Source organism: Actinocorallia populi, from assembly GCF_002995495.1.
Classification (GTDB): domain Bacteria; phylum Actinomycetota; class Actinomycetes; order Streptosporangiales; family Streptosporangiaceae; genus Actinocorallia; species Actinocorallia populi.
Genome location: NZ_PVZV01000009.1, coordinates 228,374 through 246,631, shown reverse-complemented (window position 1 = coordinate 246,631; position 18,258 = coordinate 228,374). Strand labels below are relative to the sequence as shown.

The 18,258-nt window shown below is 71.1% G+C and carries 20 protein-coding genes; 4 read left to right on the top strand and 16 right to left on the bottom strand.

The features are described 5' to 3' along the window. From C2865_RS32345 to C2865_RS32325, 5 genes are read right to left on the bottom strand one after another with little or no spacing between them, the layout of a single operon-like run. Complete coding sequence (locus C2865_RS32345; protein ID WP_106402434.1) at window positions 1-717, bottom strand: ABC transporter permease; 717 nt, start codon at window positions 715-717, stop codon at window positions 1-3. Further along, the gene (locus C2865_RS32340; protein ID WP_106402433.1) at window positions 714-1,625 is read right to left on the bottom strand and encodes an ABC transporter ATP-binding protein; all 912 of its coding nucleotides are present in this window, start codon (window positions 1,623-1,625) and stop codon (window positions 714-716) included. Before C2865_RS32340 ends, C2865_RS32345 begins: the two co-directional genes overlap by 4 nt. Then, a complete protein-coding gene (locus tag C2865_RS32335; RefSeq protein ID WP_106402432.1) occupies window positions 1,625-2,530 on the bottom strand; it encodes an ABC transporter permease in 906 nt (301 codons plus the stop codon). Before C2865_RS32335 ends, C2865_RS32340 begins: the two co-directional genes overlap by 1 nt. Then, window positions 2,527-3,417 (bottom strand): ABC transporter ATP-binding protein, encoded by an 891-nt coding sequence (locus tag C2865_RS32330; RefSeq protein ID WP_106402431.1) that lies wholly within the window; start codon window positions 3,415-3,417, stop codon window positions 2,527-2,529. The genes C2865_RS32335 and C2865_RS32330 overlap by 4 nt, the downstream gene beginning before the upstream one ends. A 31-nt stretch (window positions 3,418-3,448) precedes the next feature. Then, window positions 3,449-4,399, bottom strand: coding sequence for a DUF389 domain-containing protein (locus tag C2865_RS32325; RefSeq protein WP_106402430.1), 951 nt, complete (start codon window positions 4,397-4,399; stop codon window positions 3,449-3,451). A gap of 100 nt (window positions 4,400-4,499) precedes the next feature. Here C2865_RS32325 and C2865_RS32320 point away from each other — a divergent pair, with 100 nt between their 5' ends. Continuing rightward, window positions 4,500-5,162 (top strand): HNH endonuclease family protein, encoded by a 663-nt coding sequence (locus C2865_RS32320; RefSeq protein ID WP_106402429.1) that lies wholly within the window; start codon window positions 4,500-4,502, stop codon window positions 5,160-5,162. A 4-nt stretch (window positions 5,163-5,166) separates the two neighbouring features. Here the strand turns inward: C2865_RS32320 and C2865_RS32315 are convergent, their stop codons facing one another. Beyond that, window positions 5,167-5,553, bottom strand: a complete 387-nt coding sequence (locus C2865_RS32315) for a luciferase family protein (RefSeq protein WP_106402428.1) — start codon at window positions 5,551-5,553, stop codon at window positions 5,167-5,169. Between the two features lie 88 nt (window positions 5,554-5,641). Here C2865_RS32315 and C2865_RS32310 point away from each other — a divergent pair, with 88 nt between their 5' ends. After that, window positions 5,642-5,908, top strand: coding sequence for a hypothetical protein (locus C2865_RS32310; RefSeq protein WP_106402525.1), 267 nt, complete (start codon window positions 5,642-5,644; stop codon window positions 5,906-5,908). A gap of 28 nt (window positions 5,909-5,936) precedes the next feature. Here C2865_RS32310 and C2865_RS32305 read toward each other — a convergent pair whose 3' ends face one another. The 4 genes from C2865_RS32305 to rplM all read right to left on the bottom strand — a co-directional run bounded on the left by C2865_RS32305 (window position 5,937) and on the right by rplM (window position 10,540). Then, the gene (locus C2865_RS32305; RefSeq protein ID WP_106402427.1) at window positions 5,937-7,961 is read right to left on the bottom strand and encodes a HelD family protein; all 2,025 of its coding nucleotides are present in this window, start codon (window positions 7,959-7,961) and stop codon (window positions 5,937-5,939) included. A gap of 84 nt (window positions 7,962-8,045) precedes the next feature. After that, window positions 8,046-9,395, bottom strand: a complete 1,350-nt coding sequence (gene glmM, locus C2865_RS32300; protein WP_106402426.1) for a phosphoglucosamine mutase — start codon at window positions 9,393-9,395, stop codon at window positions 8,046-8,048. An 87-nt stretch (window positions 9,396-9,482) separates the two neighbouring features. After that, a complete protein-coding gene (gene rpsI, locus C2865_RS32295) occupies window positions 9,483-9,986 on the bottom strand; it encodes a 30S ribosomal protein S9 (RefSeq protein WP_106402425.1) in 504 nt (167 codons plus the stop codon). A 110-nt stretch (window positions 9,987-10,096) separates the two neighbouring features. After that, the gene (gene rplM, locus C2865_RS32290; RefSeq protein ID WP_106402424.1) at window positions 10,097-10,540 is read right to left on the bottom strand and encodes a 50S ribosomal protein L13; all 444 of its coding nucleotides are present in this window, start codon (window positions 10,538-10,540) and stop codon (window positions 10,097-10,099) included. A gap of 337 nt (window positions 10,541-10,877) precedes the next feature. On the opposite strand from rplM, the gene C2865_RS32285 reads away from it, so the two are divergent. Continuing rightward, the gene (locus C2865_RS32285; protein ID WP_157963991.1) at window positions 10,878-12,680 is read left to right on the top strand and encodes a hypothetical protein; all 1,803 of its coding nucleotides are present in this window, start codon (window positions 10,878-10,880) and stop codon (window positions 12,678-12,680) included. Window positions 12,681-12,732: 52 nt separating this feature from the next. Further along, entirely contained in the window at window positions 12,733-14,007 is a 1,275-nt protein-coding gene (locus C2865_RS32280; protein ID WP_157963990.1) for a hypothetical protein, read from the top strand. Here the strand turns inward: C2865_RS32280 and truA are convergent. The 6 genes from truA to rpsM all read right to left on the bottom strand — a co-directional run bounded on the left by truA (window position 13,994) and on the right by rpsM (window position 18,176). Continuing rightward, window positions 13,994-14,845, bottom strand: coding sequence for a tRNA pseudouridine(38-40) synthase TruA (gene truA / locus C2865_RS32275; RefSeq protein WP_106402421.1), 852 nt, complete (start codon window positions 14,843-14,845; stop codon window positions 13,994-13,996). The genes C2865_RS32280 and truA overlap by 14 nt on opposite strands. 113 nt (window positions 14,846-14,958) lie before the next feature. Further along, window positions 14,959-15,450 carry a 50S ribosomal protein L17 gene (gene rplQ / locus C2865_RS32270; protein WP_106402420.1) on the bottom strand — a complete coding sequence of 164 codons (492 nt, stop codon included), beginning with the start codon at window positions 15,448-15,450 and terminating at the stop codon, window positions 14,959-14,961. A gap of 86 nt (window positions 15,451-15,536) precedes the next feature. Next, window positions 15,537-16,553: a DNA-directed RNA polymerase subunit alpha gene (locus C2865_RS32265; RefSeq protein WP_106402419.1), complete on the bottom strand. Its 1,017-nt coding sequence runs from the start codon at window positions 16,551-16,553 to the stop codon at window positions 15,537-15,539. 102 nt (window positions 16,554-16,655) lie between these two features. Continuing rightward, window positions 16,656-17,282: a 30S ribosomal protein S4 gene (gene rpsD, locus C2865_RS32260; protein ID WP_106402418.1), complete on the bottom strand. Its 627-nt coding sequence runs from the start codon at window positions 17,280-17,282 to the stop codon at window positions 16,656-16,658. A 44-nt stretch (window positions 17,283-17,326) separates the two neighbouring features. Beyond that, complete coding sequence (rpsK, locus tag C2865_RS32255) at window positions 17,327-17,731, bottom strand: 30S ribosomal protein S11 (RefSeq protein ID WP_106402417.1); 405 nt, start codon at window positions 17,729-17,731, stop codon at window positions 17,327-17,329. A 64-nt stretch (window positions 17,732-17,795) separates the two neighbouring features. After that, entirely contained in the window at window positions 17,796-18,176 is a 381-nt protein-coding gene (rpsM, locus tag C2865_RS32250) for a 30S ribosomal protein S13 (protein ID WP_106402416.1), read from the bottom strand. Between the last annotated feature and the right edge of the window lie 82 nt (window positions 18,177-18,258).

Genomic DNA, 18,258 nt, shown 5'->3' with positions numbered 1-18,258 from the left:
TCAGTCGGCCGAGGCGAGGGTGAGGGTGCGCAGGCGGGCGGTGGCCAGGGCCAGGCCGGCGGCGGTGACCAGGACCAGCAGGACCGCGGAGAGCGGGAGGCCCACCGAGGCGGTGATCGTGCTGCTGGAGGTGAGGCGGTCGACGACGGTCAGGGCCCACTGCTGGACCGACAGGGTCTGCGTGCCGGGGGCGAAGTTGCCGAGCAGGCTCTCCCAGACCAGCGCGTAGATGAGGCCGACGGTGACGGCCTGGCGGGTGGCGACGGCCAGGGCGGTGAAGATCGAGCAGTAGGCCAGGCCGCCCAGGAAGGCGCCGACGGCGAAGGCCCACGGCAGGTCGGAGTCCGGACCCAGCATGATCGCCCCGGCCAGCCAGAGGGGCAGCACCGCGAAGGCGACGATCAGGACGACCGCGCAGAGGTACTTGGTGACGATCACCGAGGTGCGGGAGATCGGCTTGGTCAGGACGTACATGATCTGGCCGTCGTCGATCTCCGGTCCGATGACGCCCGTCCCGGCGATGAGGGACAGCAGCGGCAGCAGGACCGCGAGCCCGAACGTCCACAGGATCGCCGCGCCGTCGTCCTGGGTGTCGTTCCCGGTGAGCCGCAGCGCCAGCGCCAGCAGGATCAGGATGGCCGGCAGGAAGAACAGGAGCAGCGCGCGCCTGCGTCCCAGCATGCCGCGGAACGTGATGTAAGCGATGGTCGTGTTCAATTTCCCACCAGGTAGCTGAAGACGCTTTCCAGGGACTCGTCGGCGGGCGAGACCTCCCGCAGGCGGATCTCCGCCTTCCTGGCCAGTTGCGGGACCAGCCGGGTGAACCGCTCGAAGTCGGTGGTCTCCACCTCCAGCCCCTGCTCGGTCAGGCGGACCGAGCGGGCCGAGCCGTCGGCGATGATCGCCGCGGCCAGCGCGCGGTCGTCGGAGGAGCGCAGCGCGAAGACGTGCGGCCGGTCGGTCATCAGCCGCCGGATCTGCCGGAAGTCGCCCGAGGCCGCGTGCCGGCCGGCGACGATCACCTCGATGTGGGTGGCGAGCCGCTCGACCTCCTCCAGGATGTGGGAGCTGAACAAGATGGTGCGCCCCTCGGCGGCCATCTGCCTGATCAGGTCCATGAGCTGGAGCCGCTGGCGCGGGTCCATGCCGTTGAAGGGCTCGTCCAGCAGCAGCACGGCCGGGTCGTGCACCAGCGCGGAGGCCATCTTGATGCGCTGCTTCATGCCCTTGGAGTAGGTGCCGATGGTCCGGGCCGCCGCGTAGTCCATCTCGACGCGGCCGATCGCCCGGCGGGCCGCGGCCTCGGGGTCGGGCAGCCGGTGCAGCTTGGCCATCGAGACGATGAACTGCTCGCCGGTCAGGAAGTCGTAGCCGCTCTCCCGCTCGGGCACCAGCCCGATGTGCCGGTACACCGACGGGTTGCGCCAGATCGGCTCCCCGTCGAGGGACAGCCCGCCCGAGGACGGCTCCAGGAAGCCGCCCATCATGTGGATCAGCGTGGACTTGCCCGCGCCGTTGGGGCCGAGCAGGCCCGTGACGCCCGGGCCGATCGTCATCGTGACGCCGTTGACGGCCACCACGTTGCCGTACCAGCGGGAGACGTCCTCGATCTGGATGGTGCTCATCACGCACCCGCCTTCCGGAACCGTTTCATGAGCAGCAGCAGCGAGACGCCGACCACGGCCAGGCAGGCCAGCAGGAACACCGGGCCCGAGCCCGCGGGCGCCGCGGCGCCGCTCCGGACGCCCAGATCCCCGCCCAGCAGCCGGGCCTGCACCCCGTCGACGAGGTTGAACGGGGTGAACAGGCCCGCCCAGCCCGCGAGGTCGTAGTTGCCGTTGGAGATGCTCGCCCCCTGGACGATCAGCACCACCACGTTGGAGATGAGGTAGACGGCCATGACCGCCGCGACCCCGAACCCGCGCCGCGGCGTGTAGGTGGCGATGAGCAGCGCGAACGACGAGAGCACCAGCGCGAACAGCAGGCAGCCGGCGAGCGCGGCGAGGTAGTAGACGCTCTGGTCGGCCACCGACGGCACGTCGGGGGCGCCGGCGTCGACCATCGACCCGCGCACCGCCAGGAAGCCCAGGTGCAGCAGCGTCACCGGGACGGCCATGAGCGCCAGCAGGGCGGTGACGAAGGCGGCGAACTTGGCCAGGACGAAGTCCGTCGTCTCGACCGGCCGGGAGAAGTACAGCGGGACGGTGCGGAACCGCAGGTCGCGGGAGGCGATCACGGGCGCCTGGGTGGCCAGGAAGATCGCGATGATCGGCTGCAGGTAGATCGCGTACATCGTGTAGTCGATGAGCGCTTCGGGGGTCTTGGTGAACGACAGGACCGCGATGTCGCCCGCCGCGGGCAGGATCATGAACGCCGCCAGCGCCAGGGGGATGAGCTTGGCCCGCACGCCGCGGCCGAGCCCGAACACCGCCCTGAGGTTGTACAGGTAGAGGGAGCGGGCCACGTGGGAGCGGCCCAGCCGCGGTCCGTCGTAGTGCCGGTAGCCGATGTCGTGGATCGCGGTGCTCACCGGAACACCTCCTCGATGTGGTGGCGTGCCTGTTCCATGCGCACGAGCGCGAGCCCGAGGTCGGCGACCCCGTCGCGGACCAGGTCGTAGGTCTCCTCGCCGGCGAGGTCGACGACGAGGTACCGCCCGTCCGGCCGGACCGACGCGCCCTGCTCGGCCAGGAGCCGTTCGAGCGCCTCCCGGCCGTCCTCGACCTCCACCAGCAGCCGCCCGCTGGCCTCGGTGTAGGCCGAGACGGACTGGGCGCTCAGCAGCCGGCCCCCGTCGATGATCACGACCTGGTCGCAGACCCGTTCCAGCTCGCCGAGCAGGTGGGAGGTGACCAGCACGCTGATGCCGAACTCGGCGCCGATCCGCCGGATGAGCGCGAGCATCTCGTCGCGCCCCCGCGGGTCCAGGCCGTTGGTGGGCTCGTCGAGGAAGACCAGCCGCGGGTCGTGGACGAGCGCCTGGGCGAGCTTGACCTTCTGCCGCATGCCGGTGGAGTAGCCGCCCATCGGGCGGTAGCGCTCCTCGTACAGGCCGACGTGGCGCAGCACGTCGGCGGCGCGCTCCCGGGCGGCGGTGGCGGGCAGCCCCGACACCCGCCCGAGGTGGACGACGAACTCGGTCGCCGACACGTCCGGGGGCAGGCAGTCGTACTCGGGCATGAACCCGACCAGTTCCCGGATCCGCGCACCGTCCGCGGCGATGTCGTGCTCGAGCACCCGGGCCCCGCCCGACGTCGGGGGCAGCAGACCGAGCAGGATCTTGATGAGGGTGGACTTGCCCGCGCCGTTGGCTCCGACGAGCCCGGTGACCCCGGGTTCGACGGTGAAGCTCAACGCGTCCAGCGCGGTCACCCCGGGGAACCTCATCGTGAGGTCCTGGGTGGCGATGATCGGCATGACGCCAGGCTAGAAGCCCCCCGTTCCCCCGTCATCCCCCATGAGAGCCACGTGGCGTCCTCTTCAGGAGGATTCTGGTGCCGCACCATTGGACGAGCAGCGTCACCACCCCGGCGACGATCATGCCCAGGACGTTGACCAGGAGCTGCAGGATCGAGCCGCGCACCTCCGTGAGGTGGCCCAGCGCCAGCGCCACCGCCAGGTTCCCCGCGGCGGGGACGGTGGTCACCGAGATGAACACCCCCACCAGGGAGGAGGACTTGTCCGACGTCAGCGACAGCACCCCGGCCGCGCCCGCCAGCACCGCCACGATGAACGACCAGCGGTCGGGCGAGTACACGAAGCCGGTCAGCGGCCGTTCCTCGGGCAGCCGCGCGACGTCCACGATGCCCAGCAGCTCGCCGGCCCAGGTGCAGACGAACGTCACCGCGACGGCGAAGGCGAAGCCGATCACCAGGGTGCCCAGCGCCCGGCCGATCTCCCTCCAGCGGCGGAAGAGCAGGCCGTAGGAGATCATGGCGATCGCCCCGAACTCCGGTCCGAGCACCATCGCGCCGACGATGAGGATCGGGGAGTCCAGCAGCGCGGCGATCCCGGCGAGCATGGTGGCCAGGGTGAGGAAGGCCAGGAACGTCCAGGTGAGCCGGGTGCCCTCCAGCAGCTCCCGGCGCAGGTGGTCCCAGATCACCGCGTCGTCGCCGTGTCCGGGCGCGCGCCGTTCGGCCTCCTCGGCCGCCTTGGAGATCGACAGCTCGATCTGGTCCATGGAGATCGAGCCGTGGGCGGCCAGGCCGTGCAGCTTGAGCTCCTCGATGACGCCGTCCGCGGCCTCGCGCGCCACGTCGCACAGCACCACGTCCCCGGCGGGGTCGCGGGCCGCCCCGGGCAGCACCACGAGGTTGGTGACACCCGGGTCGGCGGTGAGGCCGGCCACGACCTCCTCGGTCCGTTCGACCGGCACGATCGAGCGCAGATGGATCATCCCGCCATGGTGGCGGATCGGAGAGTGCCCCGGCACCGTCTTCCGCCGATAATCTAAAACCTCCCAATCTCGGCATATCCCCTGAAGAAGAGGAGCGGCGATGTTCCGGCCCCTCGCCCTGGCGGTCGGCGCCGTCCTGCTGCTCGGCGGTTGCAGCGCCGAACCGGGCACCGATCCCCCCGACTCCTCGACCCGCTCCCCCGGCACCTCCGGCACCGAGTCCAGGGGCGCGCTGGAGGACCTCGGCTCGTTGCGCATCACCGGCGAAGGGGACGGGGACGGCTACGACCGCAGGGCCTTCGGCACCCCCTGGAAGGACGTCGACGGCAACGGCTGCGACACCCGCAACGACATCCTCGCGCGCGACCTCGCCTCGGTGACCCGGGACGACGACGGCTGCCTCGTCCTCACCGGCGTCCTGGAGGACGACCCCTACAGCGGCGGAAAGGTCTCCTTCACCCGCTCCCGGCCCTCCCAGGTGCAGATCGACCACGTCTACCCCCTGGCCCTGGCCTGGCGGATGGGCGCGGACGGCTGGCCGGAGGAGCGGCGTACGGAGTTCGCCAACGACCCCCTCAACCTGCTGGCCGTCTCGGGCCGCCCCAACCAGCAGAAGGGCGACTCGGGGCCTGCCGAGTGGAAGCCCCCCGCCGACTACCAGTGCACCTACGCGGGGTTGTTCGTCACCGTCGCCAAGAAGTACGACCTTCCGGCGACACGCGCCGACCACACCGCCCTCGGGAACTTCCTGAAGACCTGCTGAACACTCAGCAGACCGCCGCGCCGCGCCCTATCCGGCACCATGGAGCGTTCCCACGGCAACCATCGTCGGCACACGTCTTCATGGCGAGGCTGAGCAGCGACAGCAGCGTCCGCACGTCGCTCTCCCCGCCCAGCCGGAGCCGCACCGTCCTGCCGTCGACCCAGGCCCTCCCCGACCCGGCGAGCAGCGGGCCCAGCCTGGCCGCGCTCCGGTGCCCGAGCAGCAGCTCGGCCTCGTCGCCCCCGTGCAGGTGCGCCACCTGGCACCCGGCGAACACCAGGGCCGCGCCGCCGCCGCAGTCCGCCGCCTGGACCGTGACACCCGGCCACGGACGGGTGAGCGTCAACACTCGTTGGGAGAAGGGACTCGCCACGTTCACGCCGACGTCCATGCCCTCATCGTCGCCTGCTCCGGCGCCTTCCCGGAACAGGCGAGGCTCAAATCGTTACGCACGGATTCCCCGCGGGAGAATGTTCCGCATGGAGAACGAACAGTGCCGTGAAAAGGTCACGCCGAAGGACGAGATAAGGGCAGACGCAATGGGCGCCCAGGCGATAGGCGCGGCCGCGCGCGGCTCGCTGGCGGTCGGGGCCGCCCTCGTCGGCGCGGCCGCCGTCGGCGCCCTCGCGATCGGCGCGCTGGCCATCGGCAGGCTCGCCGTCAAGAGGGCGGTCGTCACCCACCTGCGGGCCGGCACCGTCGAGATAGCCCACCTGAAGGTCGGCAGGCTGGAGATCGACGCCTGAGGCCGCGGCTCAGGCGAGACGGCGCGGCTCAGGCGAGGACGTCGGGAAGGGGCGCGTGGTGCAGGACGGTCAGGGAGGTGACCGCGCGGGTGAGCACCACGTACAGGCGGGCCAGGCCCCGCTCTTCGGCCGCGACGATCTCGGCGGGCTCGACGACCACGACGTGGTCGTACTCCAGGCCCTTGGCGAGGGTCGCCGGGACGAGGTGCACGCGCTCGCCCTCGACCCCGTCGGGAGTGAGCACGGCGTGGTCCACCCCGTTGTCCTCCAGTGTCCCCGAGAGCTCCGCCAGGCGCCCGTCCGCGACGATGACCCCGATGGACCCGTCCCTGGCCTGAGCCTCCAGGACCGCCGTGACGGCCGCGTCGTGCGCGTCCCGCACCCGGCGCACCGAGAGGGCTCCCGCGCCGGCGCGCAGTGACCGGGGGGCCGCCAGGCCCGGCGCGACGGACGGGAGCAGCCGCGCCGCGTAGTCCAGCACCTCCATCGGCACCCGGAAGCCGAGGGTCAGCTCGGTGACCTCGCCCTCCTTGCCCAGATGGGTCAGCACCTCCTCCCACGACCGCACCGCCCAGGGCGTCGTGCCCTGCGCCAGGTCCCCCAGGATGGTCGCCGAACCGGTGGCGCAGCGCCGTCCCAGCGCGCGCAGCTGCATCGGCGACAGGTCCTGCGCCTCGTCCACGATCAGATGGCCGAGCGAACCGGTGCGTTCGATGAGGTCGGCGAGCTCGTCCAGCAGCGCGAGGTCCGCCGAGGTCCACTTGGCCGACCGCGCCGAGCGGGGCGCCTTGCGCCACAGCAGCAGCGCCTGCTCCTCCTCGTCCAGCACTCCCTTGGCGGCCCGCGCGAGGAACTCCGCGTCGCCGAGCAGCCGGTGGAGGACCTGCTGCGGCGTCACCTTCGGCCACACCTGATCGACGACCGCCTTGACCGCCTTGGACCGCGCGACGACGTCGTGGACGCGGTCGTCAGGCGCCTCTCCGCGCTGCTCCATCTGCACCAGTACGCGGTGCGCGAGCCGCTGCGCGAGAGTGTGGCGTCCCGCCGCGTAACGCGTCGTTCCGCGCAGGGAGGACACCAGCTCCCGGATCTCGTCACCGGGAATGCGGTAGCGCGAGCCGCCCTTCACGAACAGCAGGCCCGTCTCCGGCTTGTTCAAATGCATCCACAGCGATTTCCGCAGCACCTGCGCCAAACGTACGTCGCCCTTCAACGCGGCCACGGAAAGGGCTTCCGTTCCCGCGGGGACGCCCAGGAGGTCGTCGACGGTCGCCTGGTCCACCCGCACCTCGCCCAGCGCCGGAAGAACGCTCGCGATGTAGGAGAGGAACGCCCGGTTCGGCCCGACGATGAGCACTCCGGAACGGCCCAGCCGCTCCCGGTGGGTGAACAGCAGGTAGGCCGCCCGGTGCAGGCCCACCGCGGTCTTCCCGGTGCCCGGCGCGCCCTGGACGCACACCGTGTCCGGCAGCGCCGCCCGCACGATGACGTCCTGCTCCGGCTGGATCGTCGCCACGATGTCGCGCATCGGGCCGGTACGCGGGCGCTCGACCTCCTCGGTCAGCAGCCGCGACGGCCCCAGGTCGCGCCCGTCCAGCGGCTCGTCCTCGAAACCGGTCAGCTCCCCCCGGGCGAAACCGAACCGCCTGCGCCGCGCCACCCCCATCGGGTCCCGCGGCCCCGCCTGGTAGAAGGCCCGCGCCACCGGCGCCCGCCAGTCCAGGACGAGCGCCAGCCCCTCCTCGTCGTGCACGTGCCGCCGCCCGACGTGGACCGTCCCCGGCAGGTCCCCGCCGTCGCCGGACCCCGCGCCCCCGAGATGGTCGAGCCGGCCGAAGAACAGCGGCGTGTCCGGATGGTCGGCCAGCGCCCTGACCCGCTGGTCCAGCAGCGACTCCAGCACCTGCCTGGACACCCAGTCACCCGCCGCGTCGGCCGACAGCGACTCCGCGTGCTCGCGCATCCTGCGAAGCGCCTCGCGCGCCCCCCGCAGATGGGCGCGCTCCGCCTCCAGTACCTGCTGCGTGTCGGCTACGTCGGCTTCCCCGGGCATGCTTCGGCTCTCCTTGAAAGATGGGCGAACCGAGAAGCCTAATGAAGACCGCCGTCCGAGAGAAACGAATTCCCGAAGGAGAGGTCAGAGGTGCGTGCGGACCACGTCCGCCAGGCGCTCCGCGATGTCGTGGGCCTGCTCCTCGGCCGCCGCCTCCACCATCACCCGCACCATCGGCTCGGTGCCCGACGGGCGGATCAGCACCCGGCCCGAGGCGCCCAGCTCCAGTTCCGCCGCCTCGATCGCCGCCAGCAGCTCCACGGACGTCCTGGCCCTGGCCTTGTCCACGCCCCGCACGTTGATGAGCACCTGCGGCAGCCGGGTCATGCACTTGGCCAGCTCGTCCAGCGGCCGCCCGCGCCGCGCCACCGCGCCCAGCAGGTGCAGGCCGGTCAGCAGGCCGTCCCCGGTGGTGCCGTGCTCCAGCATGATCACATGTCCGGACTGCTCGCCGCCGAAGCCGTAGCCGCCCTCGCGCATCGCCTCCAGGACGTAGCGGTCCCCCACCGACGTCTCCAGGATCTTCAGCCCGTGGCCCTGCAGCGCCAGCTTGAAGCCCAGGTTCGACATGACCGTGGCCACGACCGTCCCGGCCGGCAGCCGGCCCGCCTCGTGCAGCTCCAGCGCCAGGATCGCCATGATCTGGTCGCCGTCCACCACCTCGCCGCCGGACGTGACCGCCAGGCACCGGTCGGCGTCCCCGTCGAAGGCGACGCCGGCGTCGGCGCCGTGCCGCAGCACCGCCTCGCGCAGCGTGCCCAGATGGGTGGAGCCCACCCCGTCGTTGATGTTGAGCCCGTCCGGCTCGGTGCCGATCTCGAAGACCTCGGCCCCCGCCCGGCGCAGCAGCCCCGGCGCCAGCTCCGCCGCGGCGCCGTGCGCGCAGTCCACCACGACGCGCAGCCCCGACAGCGGCACCTCCAGGGTGGACAGCAGGTGCTCGGCGTACCTGTCCAGCTCGCCGTGCGCCTCGACGACCCGCCCGACGCCCGCGCCCGTCGGGGCCTCCCAGCCCTCGTCGAGCCTGCCGAGCTTCGCCTCGATGCGGTCCTCGAGCTCGTCGGGGAGTTTGTAGCCGCTGCGGTCGAAGAACTTGATGCCGTTGTCGGGAGCCGGGTTGTGCGACGCCGACAACATCACGCCCAGGTCCGCGCCCAGCTCCCTGGTCAGGTAGGCCACCGCCGGTGTCGGCAGCACGCCCAGGCGCCGCACGTCGACGCCCGCGCCCGCCAGTCCCGCCACCACCGCGGCCTCCAGGAACTCGCCCGAGGCCCGCGGATCCCTGCCCACCACCGCGACCGGGCGGTGCCCCTCGAACGCCCCTGCGTCGCCCAGCACCCGGGCGGCGGCCATGGACAGCTCCATCGCCAGGCGCGCGGTGAGGTCCCGGTTCGCCAGGCCCCGCACGCCGTCAGTTCCGAACAAACGACCCACAGCAGTTCACTTTCATAGTCGGGGGAAATGCCAAAACGGCGGACACCACTGTGTGGTGCCCGCCGCCTGGTCAAGCAAGCCCGCGAATCAACGCTTGCTGTACTGCGGAGCCTTACGGGCCTTCTTGAGACCGGCCTTCTTGCGTTCCTTGGCCCGCGGGTCACGGGTGAGGAAGCCCGCCTTCTTCAGGGCGGGGCGGTTGTCCGGGTCGGAGATCTGCAGCGCCCGGGAGATCCCCATGCGCAGGGCGCCGGCCTGACCGGTCACACCGCCGCCGTTGATGCGGGCGATGACGTCCCACTGGCCCTCGAGGCCGAGCGTGACGAAGGGCTCGTTGATGAGCTGCTGGTGCACCTTGTTCGGGAAGTAGCCCTCGAGGGTGCGGCCGTTGATCGTCCAGTTGCCGGAGCCGGGGATGATGCGAACGCGGGCGATCGCCTCCTTGCGGCGGCCGGTCGCGGACGCCGGTCCCGTGGCGGCGGGGACGCGGACCGCGTTCTCCTCGTCCACCACCACGGACTCGGTGGTGTACTCCGACGGGGTCTCCTCGGTGGAGCCGTACTCGTCGAACGTCTCGGTGGTCTCAGCCACAATTCTCCTCGTTGGTCTTCTAACCGGGGCGGCGGACCCTGACTCGAGCTCCCAGGGCGCCCCAGCGGCCTCTTTTTCGGACGGTGGAGCCGGCACAAAGGCCAGATCTACTACTGAGCGATCTGCGTGATCTCGAACGGCACGGGCTGCTGGGCCGAGTGCGGGTGGTTCGCGCCCGCGTAGACCTTCACCTTGCCGAACATGGCGCGGCCGAGCTTGTTCTTCGGCAGCATGCCCTTGATCGCCTTCTCCACGGCCCGCTCGGGGTGCTTCTCGAGCAGGTCCTTGTAGAGGGTGGAACGCAGACCACCCGGGTAACCCGAGTGACGGTAGGCCTTCTTCTGCTCGAGCTTCTTGCCGCTGAGCGAGACCTTGTCGGCGTTGATGATGATGACGTAGTCACCGGTGTCAACGTGCGGTGCGTAGATCGGCTTGTGCTTGCCCCGAAGCAGGATCGCGACCTGGCTGGCAAGGCGACCCAGCACGACATCGGTCGCGTCGATGACGTGCCACTGACGCTGCACGTCAGCGGGCTTAGGGGTGTACGTGCGCACGGCGTAAGCCTTCGTTTCTGTCGACTGTTGGGATCGGCCCTTCGGAAGATCCGGACCGGGTGCCGGTGTGCATGCCTGACTGGCAACCCGACACATACAAAGGAGCAGGATACCCAAGCTCTGGAGCGCGGGCAAAGCAGCACCCTCGGACGGCGCACCGTTCGAGCAAACGGGACGGCGGTCACGGGTGCCGATCCTGCCTCTGACAGTATGCCCCCAGTATGCCCGAGAACTCTCCCCCGCTGGGCCGAATGAGCTGCACGGAGGCTCCGGCCATGTCATGGTGGGACGAATTCGGGCCGAAGGGCACCTCGAAACGACCGATAGGCTCCGCAACATGGGTTATCCGGGTGACAACGACCAGCCGCCATGGGACAACACTCCGCTGGAGACCGACCCCTGGTCCCGGCACCCGTTGAGCGCGCCGGTGCCTCAGCAGCCTTCCGAGGACCAGGAGAAGGCCTCCTGGCACGGCGGCGAGTCCGGCGTCACCGGCTGGGGCTCCGAGCCGCAGCCCCCCGCGGCGGAGCAGCCCGGATCCTGGCTGGAGAGCGCTGCGGCCCCGCCGCAGCCCCCGGCCGCACCCGAGTGGGCCGAATCACAGCCCTCCTGGGGCGACGACCCCCTCTCGGCCCCGGCCTCCTTCCCCGGGCAGGGCACGGGGGCCAACGCCACCTTCACCGACTCCTCCGACGGCTTCCCCGGACCGGGCACCGGAGCCAACGCCACCTTCACCGACTCCTCCGGCGGCTTCCCCGAGCCGGGGCAGGCCGGCTGGCCGGAGAGCCCGAGCGGGCCGCAGGCCACCCCCTGGGAGGACGCCCCCCAGCAGGCCTTCGAGCAGCCTCCCACGGGCACCCACGCGCTGCCCGTCTACGACCCGCAGTCCTATGACGCGCACGAGCCCCAGGACTTCTCCCCGCAGGACTTCTCCAAGCCCGGCACCGGCGGTTTCGAGACGCCCTCCGGCCCGCTTTCCGCGCAGCCCTACGAGGCTCCTGGCGGAACCCAGGCATTCCCTCCCTATGAGCCGCCGGCCTACGAGCCTTCCCCCTATGAAGCGCCGGAGGGCTCCCTGGCGTCACAGCCCTTCACCGGCGCGCAGTCCCTCTCCCCACAGCCGGCCGCCTGGCCGGAACAGCAGGGCTTCGAGCAGCCGCACGACCAGCAGCCGCAGGGCTTCGAGCAGCAGCCCTACGACCAGCAGCAGCCCTACGACGGGCGCAGCGGCCCCCAGCAGATGCCCGGCGGCCTCGCGGCCCAGCCCCCTCACGGCGGCTACACCGGCCCGCAGCCGGCCGTCCCGTGGCAGCCGCAGGGCAACGACGGCTTCGGGCCGGGCGAGCAGTGGAACGGTGACGGGACCCCGCCCGGCGGCGAGGGCCGCGGCAAGGGCGGCCGCAAGCCCCTGATCATCGGCGGCGCCCTGGTCGTCGCGGTGGCGCTGGCCGCCGGCGTCGTGCTGCTCCAGGGCGAGGACGAGCCAAAGAAGAACGCCTCGAACTCCTCGTCGCAGGTGACCACCGACCCCAAGGCCGGCGACGGCGGCGAACCCACGGCGTCCGCGCAGCCGAGCGACGCGCCAGTGGCCGAGGGCGGCCTGCTGCGGAGCCGCAAGACCGACCCGAAGCCGCTGTCCCTCGGCGAGGTCTTCCGCAAGAAGAAGTTCACCGAGAAGGGCATCAGCTATGTGATGTCCACCCGCAAGAAGGCCTCCTGCAAGGAGAGCGTCCACGGAACGGCGCTGCAGGCCGCACTGACCAAGGGCAAGTGCACCCAGTTCCTGCGCGCGACCTTCGCCACCGCGGGCGGCAAGATGATCGGCACGGTCGGCGTGGCCAACCTCGCCAGCGCCTCGGCCGCCGCCAAGGCCGCCAAGGCCGCGACGGCCAAGGACGCCTACGTCATCGCGGTGCCGGGCAAGGGCGTCACCAGCAAGATCGGCCAGGGCGACGCGCTGGGCGCGGCGTGGAGCCGCGGCCACTACCTCATCATGACCTGGGTGCAGCTGCCGGACGGCAAGGCCATTCCCGCCAAGCACAAGAAGGCCGCGCAGACGTTCGCGCAGAGCACGGTCACCGGCAGCAACCTCGGCCCCGCCCTGCACATCCGGGATGAGACGGGTAAGCCGGGACGCTGAATTATTTGGCGAAGGCTCCAGATACCTAGGGGTTTGACTACGCTGTACGTCCATGTCCGGTCCTGACGATGGCCCATCTGGGGCCGAGACCACCGAGGCCGCCGAGACCGCCCCGGTTCCCCCGGCTCCGCCGGGCTTCGAGCAGCCCGCCGCACCCGGCGGGCCACCGGTGCAGGGTCCGCCCAGCGCCCCCTGGTGGAGCACGTCCTCCGTCCCGGGCGGCGAGTCCGAACCCCCGGGTGTCCTGGTCGCGGGCCCCGGCGTGCCGTCGGTCGACACCCGCCGCGCGGTACCGCCGTCCCTGCGCCCCTCCCCGGGGGCCGACACCACGGTCACCGTCAACGATCTTCCACGGGAGGACCCCCATGCCGTGGCCTTCGCCTCTCCCTCCCTCCAGACCGTGACCGACCTGCCCGCGGGCGCCGCCGGCGACAAGAGGCAGGCCGAGCAGCGGCTGCTGGACTCCCCCGGGGTCTGGAGCTCCCCCCCGGCCGAAGGCCACCCCGGCGCCGGCCAGACCATCGTGGGCATGGCCGCCAGACCCCTCGGGCCGCCCGCCGAATCCACCTCCCGCGCCCTGGCTCCCCTGCCCCCGGCCGAGGAGCCCAGGAAGAAGCGCACCACGCTGTACGTCGCGCTGGCGCTCGTGCCCACCCTGGCCGTCGCGGGCGCCGCCTACGTGGTGCTCTCCGGACCCGGCGCCGACAAGGACCCCAAGCCCTCCGGCACCCCGGTGGTCGCCCGGAGCTCCGCCCGGCCGCAGGCGACCACGCCGCCGCCGTCGCCCGAGAAGTCCCCGGCCAAGCCCTCCGCCCCCGCCGTGGACAGCGCCAAGACCGACCCCAGGCCGCTGACCATGGAGGAGATCTTCCCCTCGAAGAAGATCCAGCTGGACGGGCGGGACTTCGTCCTGGACCGCAAGTCGCTCAACCTGCGCTGCGACTACGCCGCCGGGGGCGCCATGGCCAAGGCCCTGGTGAAGCAGAAGTGCCAGGGCCTGGTGCGCTCCACCTACGTCACCGGCAACAAGAAGATCGGCGTCACCGTCGGCGTCGTGGCCATGCCCACCAAGAAGGTCGCGCTCGCCATCCGCAGGACCGGGACCCCCGTCCGCAAGGGCAACTGGTTCACGGCGCTGCCCGGCAAGAACTCCAAGGCCATCACCCGGACGGGCGGCCACACCGCCCTGGACACCTACGGCCGCTACGTGCTGTACGCCTACGCGCAGTACCTCGACGGCACCAAGCCGGCCAAGCGGCCCGAGGAGCTCGCCGCGGCCGCCCGGTCCTTCCTCGGCTACGTCAGCGAGCCGCTCAGGAAGCGGTAGGCGAGGGGACGGCCGGCGCGGGCAGCGTCCGCACCCTGCGGGTCTCCAGGGCGCGGTCGGCCAGCAGGCGGTCCTCCGGGTAGGAGACCTCCACCAGGATCAGGCCGTGGGCCGGAGCCACCTTCACCGCCGAGTCGCGCACCCCGGCCAGCAGCACCTCGCGCGGCCACTCCACCGGGCGGCGCCCGTCGCCGACCGACAGCACCGCCCCGACGAGGGCGCGGACCATCGAGTGGCAGAACGCGTCGGCCTCGACCGTCGCCACCGCCAGGCGCTCCTCCCTGCGCTCCCACTCGTAGCGCAGCAGCCTGCGGATCGTGGTGGCGCCCTCGCGCTTGCGGCAGTACGCGGCGAAGTCGTGCTCGCCGACCAGCAGCGCCGCCGCCTCGTTCATCCGGCCCACGTCCAGGGGCCGCGGGTGCCAGACGGTGTCCCGGCGGCGCAGCGGCGCGACACCCGTCGGCTCGTCGCCGACGCGGTACTCGTAGCGGCGGCGCAGCGCCGAGAAGCGGGCGTCGAACCCCTCAGGGGCCAGGGTCACCTCGCGCACCCGCACGTCCGGCGGGAGCACCGCGGCCAGCCGGCGCGGCATCGCCCTGCTGATCTGCTGGTAGGCCGCCGCGGGGACGACCACGTGCGCGACCTGGCCCGTGGCGTGCACCCCGGCGTCGGTACGGCCCGCCACGGTCAGGACGGGCGGCGGGTCCAGCCGCATGATGCGGGCCAGCGCCTCCTCGACGACCCCCTGGACGGTGCGCTGCTCGGGCTGGCGCGCCCAGCCCGCGAAGTCCGCCCCGTCATAGCTGATGTCCAGCCGGAGCCTCACCAAGGCCGTCATGTGTCTTTCCGTCCCCACGTGCGAAGAAGAACGTTACGGGAAGCAGTGTCCCAAGAAGAGACGGGCCCGTCGTCCTCCGAAGAGGACGGCGGGCCCGAATCGAGGCGTTGCCTTTACTTCTCGGCCGGGGCCTCGGTGGTCTCGGCCTCGGCGGCCTCGGCCTTCGGCTCCTCGGCGGTGGCCTCGGCGGCGTCGGACTCCACCACGGGCTCCTCGGCGGCGGTCTTGCGGACCGTCACCCCGGAGACCTGCTCGGCCACGAGCTCGATCACGGCCATCGGCGCGTTGTCGCCCTTGCGGGGGCCGATCTTGGTGATCCGGGTGTAGCCGCCCGGCCGCTCGGCGAAGTGCGGGCCGATCTCGGCGAACAGCTTGTGCACCACACCCTTGTCCCGGATGGTCTGCAGCACCATGCGGCGGTTGGCGATGTCGCCCTTCTTCGCCTTGGTGATCAGCTTCTCGGCCACCGGGCGCAGGCGGCGGGCCTTGGCCTCGGTGGTGGTGATGCGGCCGTACTCGAAGAGCTGGGTGGCGAGGTTCGCCAGGATCAGCTTCTCGTGGGCCGGGCTGCCGCCGAGACGGGCTCCCTTGGCGGGCTTGGGCATGGTTCTTCCTTCCTGCCCCAGCCGTGTCAGGTACTGGGGTCAGCTTGATGGATGCCGCCGGGCGCCGCGGCGCCCGGCGGTGGTGCTCAGTACTGCTCGGTCTCGGCGAACGACTCGTCGCCGTCGTCGCCGTAGGCGTCGGCGGCGGCGGTCGGGTCGAAACCGGGAGGGGAGTCCTTGAGGGACAGCCCCATGTCGTGCAGCTTCTGCTTGACCTCTTCGATGGACTTGGCACCGAAGTTGCGGATGTCCAGCAGGTCCTGCTCGGAGCGGGCCACCAGCTCGCCCACCGAGTGGATGCCCTCGCGCTTGAGGCAGTTGTAGGAGCGGACCGTGAGGTTCAGCTCCTCGATCGGCAGGGCCAGGTCCGCGGCGAGCGCGGCGTCCGTGGGGGACGGGCCCATGTCGATGCCCTCGGCCTCGACGTTCAGCTCGCGGGCGAGGCCGAACAGCTCGACCAGCGTCTTGCCGGCGGACGCGACGGCGTCGCGCGGCAGCATGCAGTGCTTGGTCTCGACGTCCAGGATCAGACGGTCGAAGTCGGTGCGCTGCTCGACACGGGTCGCCTCGACCTTGTAGGTGACCTTGAGCACCGGGGAGTAGATGGAGTCGATCGGGATCCGGCCGATCTCCTGGCCCGGCTGCTTGTTCTGGGTCGCCGAGACGTAGCCGCGGCCGCGCTCGACCGTCAGCTCCATCTCCAGCTTCGCCTTGCTGTTCAGCGTGGCGATCTTCAGGTCGGGGTTGTGCACCTCGACGCCGGCCGGCGGCGCGATGTCCGCGGCGGTGACGTCGCCCGGGCCCTGCTTGCGCAGGTACATGACGACCGGCTCGTCGTGCTCGGAGGAGACGACCAGCTGCTTGAGGTTGAGGATGACGTCGGTCAGGTCCTCCTTGACGCCCGGCACGGTGGAGAACTCGTGCAGGACGCCCTCGACGCGGATGCTGGTGACCGCGGCGCCGGGGATGGAGGACAGGAGCGTGCGGCGGAGCGAGTTACCGATGGTGTAGCCGAAGCCCGGCTCCAGCGGCTCGATGACGAACCGGCTGCGGTACTCGTCCACCTGCTCTTCGGTGAGGGACGGACGCTGTGCGATGAGCATGTGATGCTCGCTTTCTGTCGGGCCGCCCGCTATTTGACGGCCGTGACATAACGGACATACCCCCGAAGAGGCCGATGGACCTCTTCGGGGGCTGCAGAGCTCTTACTTGGAGTAGAGCTCGACGATCAGCTGCTCCTGGACCTGCGTGTCGATCTGCTGGCGGACCGGCAGCGAGTGCACCAGGATGCGCATCTTGTCGGCGACGACCTCGATCCAGGCCGGGACCTGGTGGGCCTCGGACTCGGCGCGGGCCACCACGAACGGGGTCATCTCGGTGGACTTGCCGCGCACCTCGATGATGTCCTTCTCGGACACGAGGAACGACGGGATGTTCACCCGCTTGCCGTTCACCAGGATGTGGTTGTGGCGGATCGCCTGACGGGCGGCGTCACGGGACTTGGCGAAGCCGCCCCGGTAGACGACGTTGTCGAGGCGGCGCTCGAGCAGCGAGAGCAGGTTCTCACCCGTCTTGCCGGTCTTGCGGTTGGCCTCTTCGTAGTAGTTGCGGAACTGCTTCTCGAGCACGCCGTAGATACGGCGGGTCTTCTGCTTCTCCCGCAGCTGGAGCTGGTACTCGGACTCCTTGGTCCGACCGCGGCCGTGCTCACCCGGAGGGTAGGGCCGGCTCTCGATCGGGCACTTGGCGCCCAGGCACTTGCTGCCCTTGAGGAACAGCTTGGTCTTCTCCCGACGGCAGAGCTTGCAGTCGGGACCGGTGTAACGAGCCATGTCTCTCTATCTCCTCGATCCCCAGACCTGAATTTCCGCGTCCGTCAGACCCGGCGCCGCTTCGGCGGGCGGCAGCCGTTGTGCGGGACGGGGGTCACGTCCTGGATCGAGCCCACCTCGAGGCCGGTCGCCTGCAGCGAACGGATGGCGGTCTCGCGGCCCGAACCCGGGCCCTTCACGAAGACGTCGACCTTGCGCATGCCGTGCTCCATGGCGCGGCGGGCGGCGTTCTCGGCGGCCTGCTGGGCGGCGTACGGGGTGGACTTGCGGGAGCCCTTGAAACCCACGTGGCCGGAGGAGGCCCAGGAGATCACATTCCCGTTCGGGTCGGTGATCGACACGATGGTGTTGTTGAACGTGCTCTTGATGTGGGCGTGCCCGTGAGCGACGTTCTTCTTTTCCTTGCGGCGCAGCTTCTTCGGCGCGCCCTGGCGGCTCTTAGGAGGCATTGCTCTTCTTCACTCCAGAGGTCATCGGACCGGTGGCGGCGGGGCTCTTCACGCCCCGGCCGGTCTACTTCTTGCCGGCCTTCTTCTTGCCGGCCACGGTCTTCTTCTTGCCCTTGCGGGTACGCGCGTTGGTCTGCGTGCGCTGACCGTGCACGGGAAGACCCTTGCGGTGCCGGATGCCCTGGTAGCACCCGATCTCGATCTTGCGGCGGATGTCCGCCTGCACCTCGCGGCGCAGGTCGCCCTCGATCTTGAAGTTGGCGTCGATGTAGTCCCGCAGCGGGATCAGCTCGGCGTCGCTGAGCTGGTGCACCCGCAGGTCCCCGGAGACACCGGTGGCCTTGAGGGTCTCCAGCGCGCGGGTGCGGCCGATGCCGTAGATGTAGGTCAGCGCGACCTCGAGGCGCTTTTCGCGCGGGAGGTCGACACCAAGGAGACGTGCCATGTCGGGCAGTGTCCTTTCAGTCGGCGGAGGTCCTACCTGCCGCTGCCCCGTCCCTGCCCAGGTCGGGCCCCGGCCTCCGACC

Excerpts from the sequence above, each read along its gene's own strand:
- C2865_RS32340 (WP_106402433.1), bottom strand. The coding sequence starts at position 1,625 with ATGAGCACCATCCAGATCGAGGACGTCTCCCGCTGGTACGGCAACGTG.
- C2865_RS32330 (WP_106402431.1), bottom strand. The coding sequence starts at position 3,417 with ATGCCGATCATCGCCACCCAGGACCTCACGATGAGGTTCCCCGGGGTG.
- C2865_RS32325 (WP_106402430.1), bottom strand. The coding sequence starts at position 4,399 with ATGATCCATCTGCGCTCGATCGTGCCGGTCGAACGGACCGAGGAGGTC.
- C2865_RS32320 (WP_106402429.1), top strand. The coding sequence starts at position 4,500 with ATGTTCCGGCCCCTCGCCCTGGCGGTCGGCGCCGTCCTGCTGCTCGGC.
- C2865_RS32315 (WP_106402428.1), bottom strand. The coding sequence starts at position 5,553 with ATGGACGTCGGCGTGAACGTGGCGAGTCCCTTCTCCCAACGAGTGTTG.
- C2865_RS32310 (WP_106402525.1), top strand. The coding sequence starts at position 5,642 with ATGGAGAACGAACAGTGCCGTGAAAAGGTCACGCCGAAGGACGAGATA.
- C2865_RS32305 (WP_106402427.1), bottom strand. The coding sequence starts at position 7,961 with ATGCCCGGGGAAGCCGACGTAGCCGACACGCAGCAGGTACTGGAGGCG.
- C2865_RS32285 (WP_157963991.1), top strand. The coding sequence starts at position 10,878 with ATGGGTTATCCGGGTGACAACGACCAGCCGCCATGGGACAACACTCCG.
- C2865_RS32280 (WP_157963990.1), top strand. The coding sequence starts at position 12,733 with ATGTCCGGTCCTGACGATGGCCCATCTGGGGCCGAGACCACCGAGGCC.
- truA (WP_106402421.1), bottom strand. The coding sequence starts at position 14,845 with ATGACGGCCTTGGTGAGGCTCCGGCTGGACATCAGCTATGACGGGGCG.
- rplQ (WP_106402420.1), bottom strand. The coding sequence starts at position 15,450 with ATGCCCAAGCCCGCCAAGGGAGCCCGTCTCGGCGGCAGCCCGGCCCAC.
- C2865_RS32265 (WP_106402419.1), bottom strand. The coding sequence starts at position 16,553 with ATGCTCATCGCACAGCGTCCGTCCCTCACCGAAGAGCAGGTGGACGAG.
- rpsD (WP_106402418.1), bottom strand. The coding sequence starts at position 17,282 with ATGGCTCGTTACACCGGTCCCGACTGCAAGCTCTGCCGTCGGGAGAAG.
- rpsK (WP_106402417.1), bottom strand. The coding sequence starts at position 17,731 with ATGCCTCCTAAGAGCCGCCAGGGCGCGCCGAAGAAGCTGCGCCGCAAG.
- rpsM (WP_106402416.1), bottom strand. The coding sequence starts at position 18,176 with ATGGCACGTCTCCTTGGTGTCGACCTCCCGCGCGAAAAGCGCCTCGAG.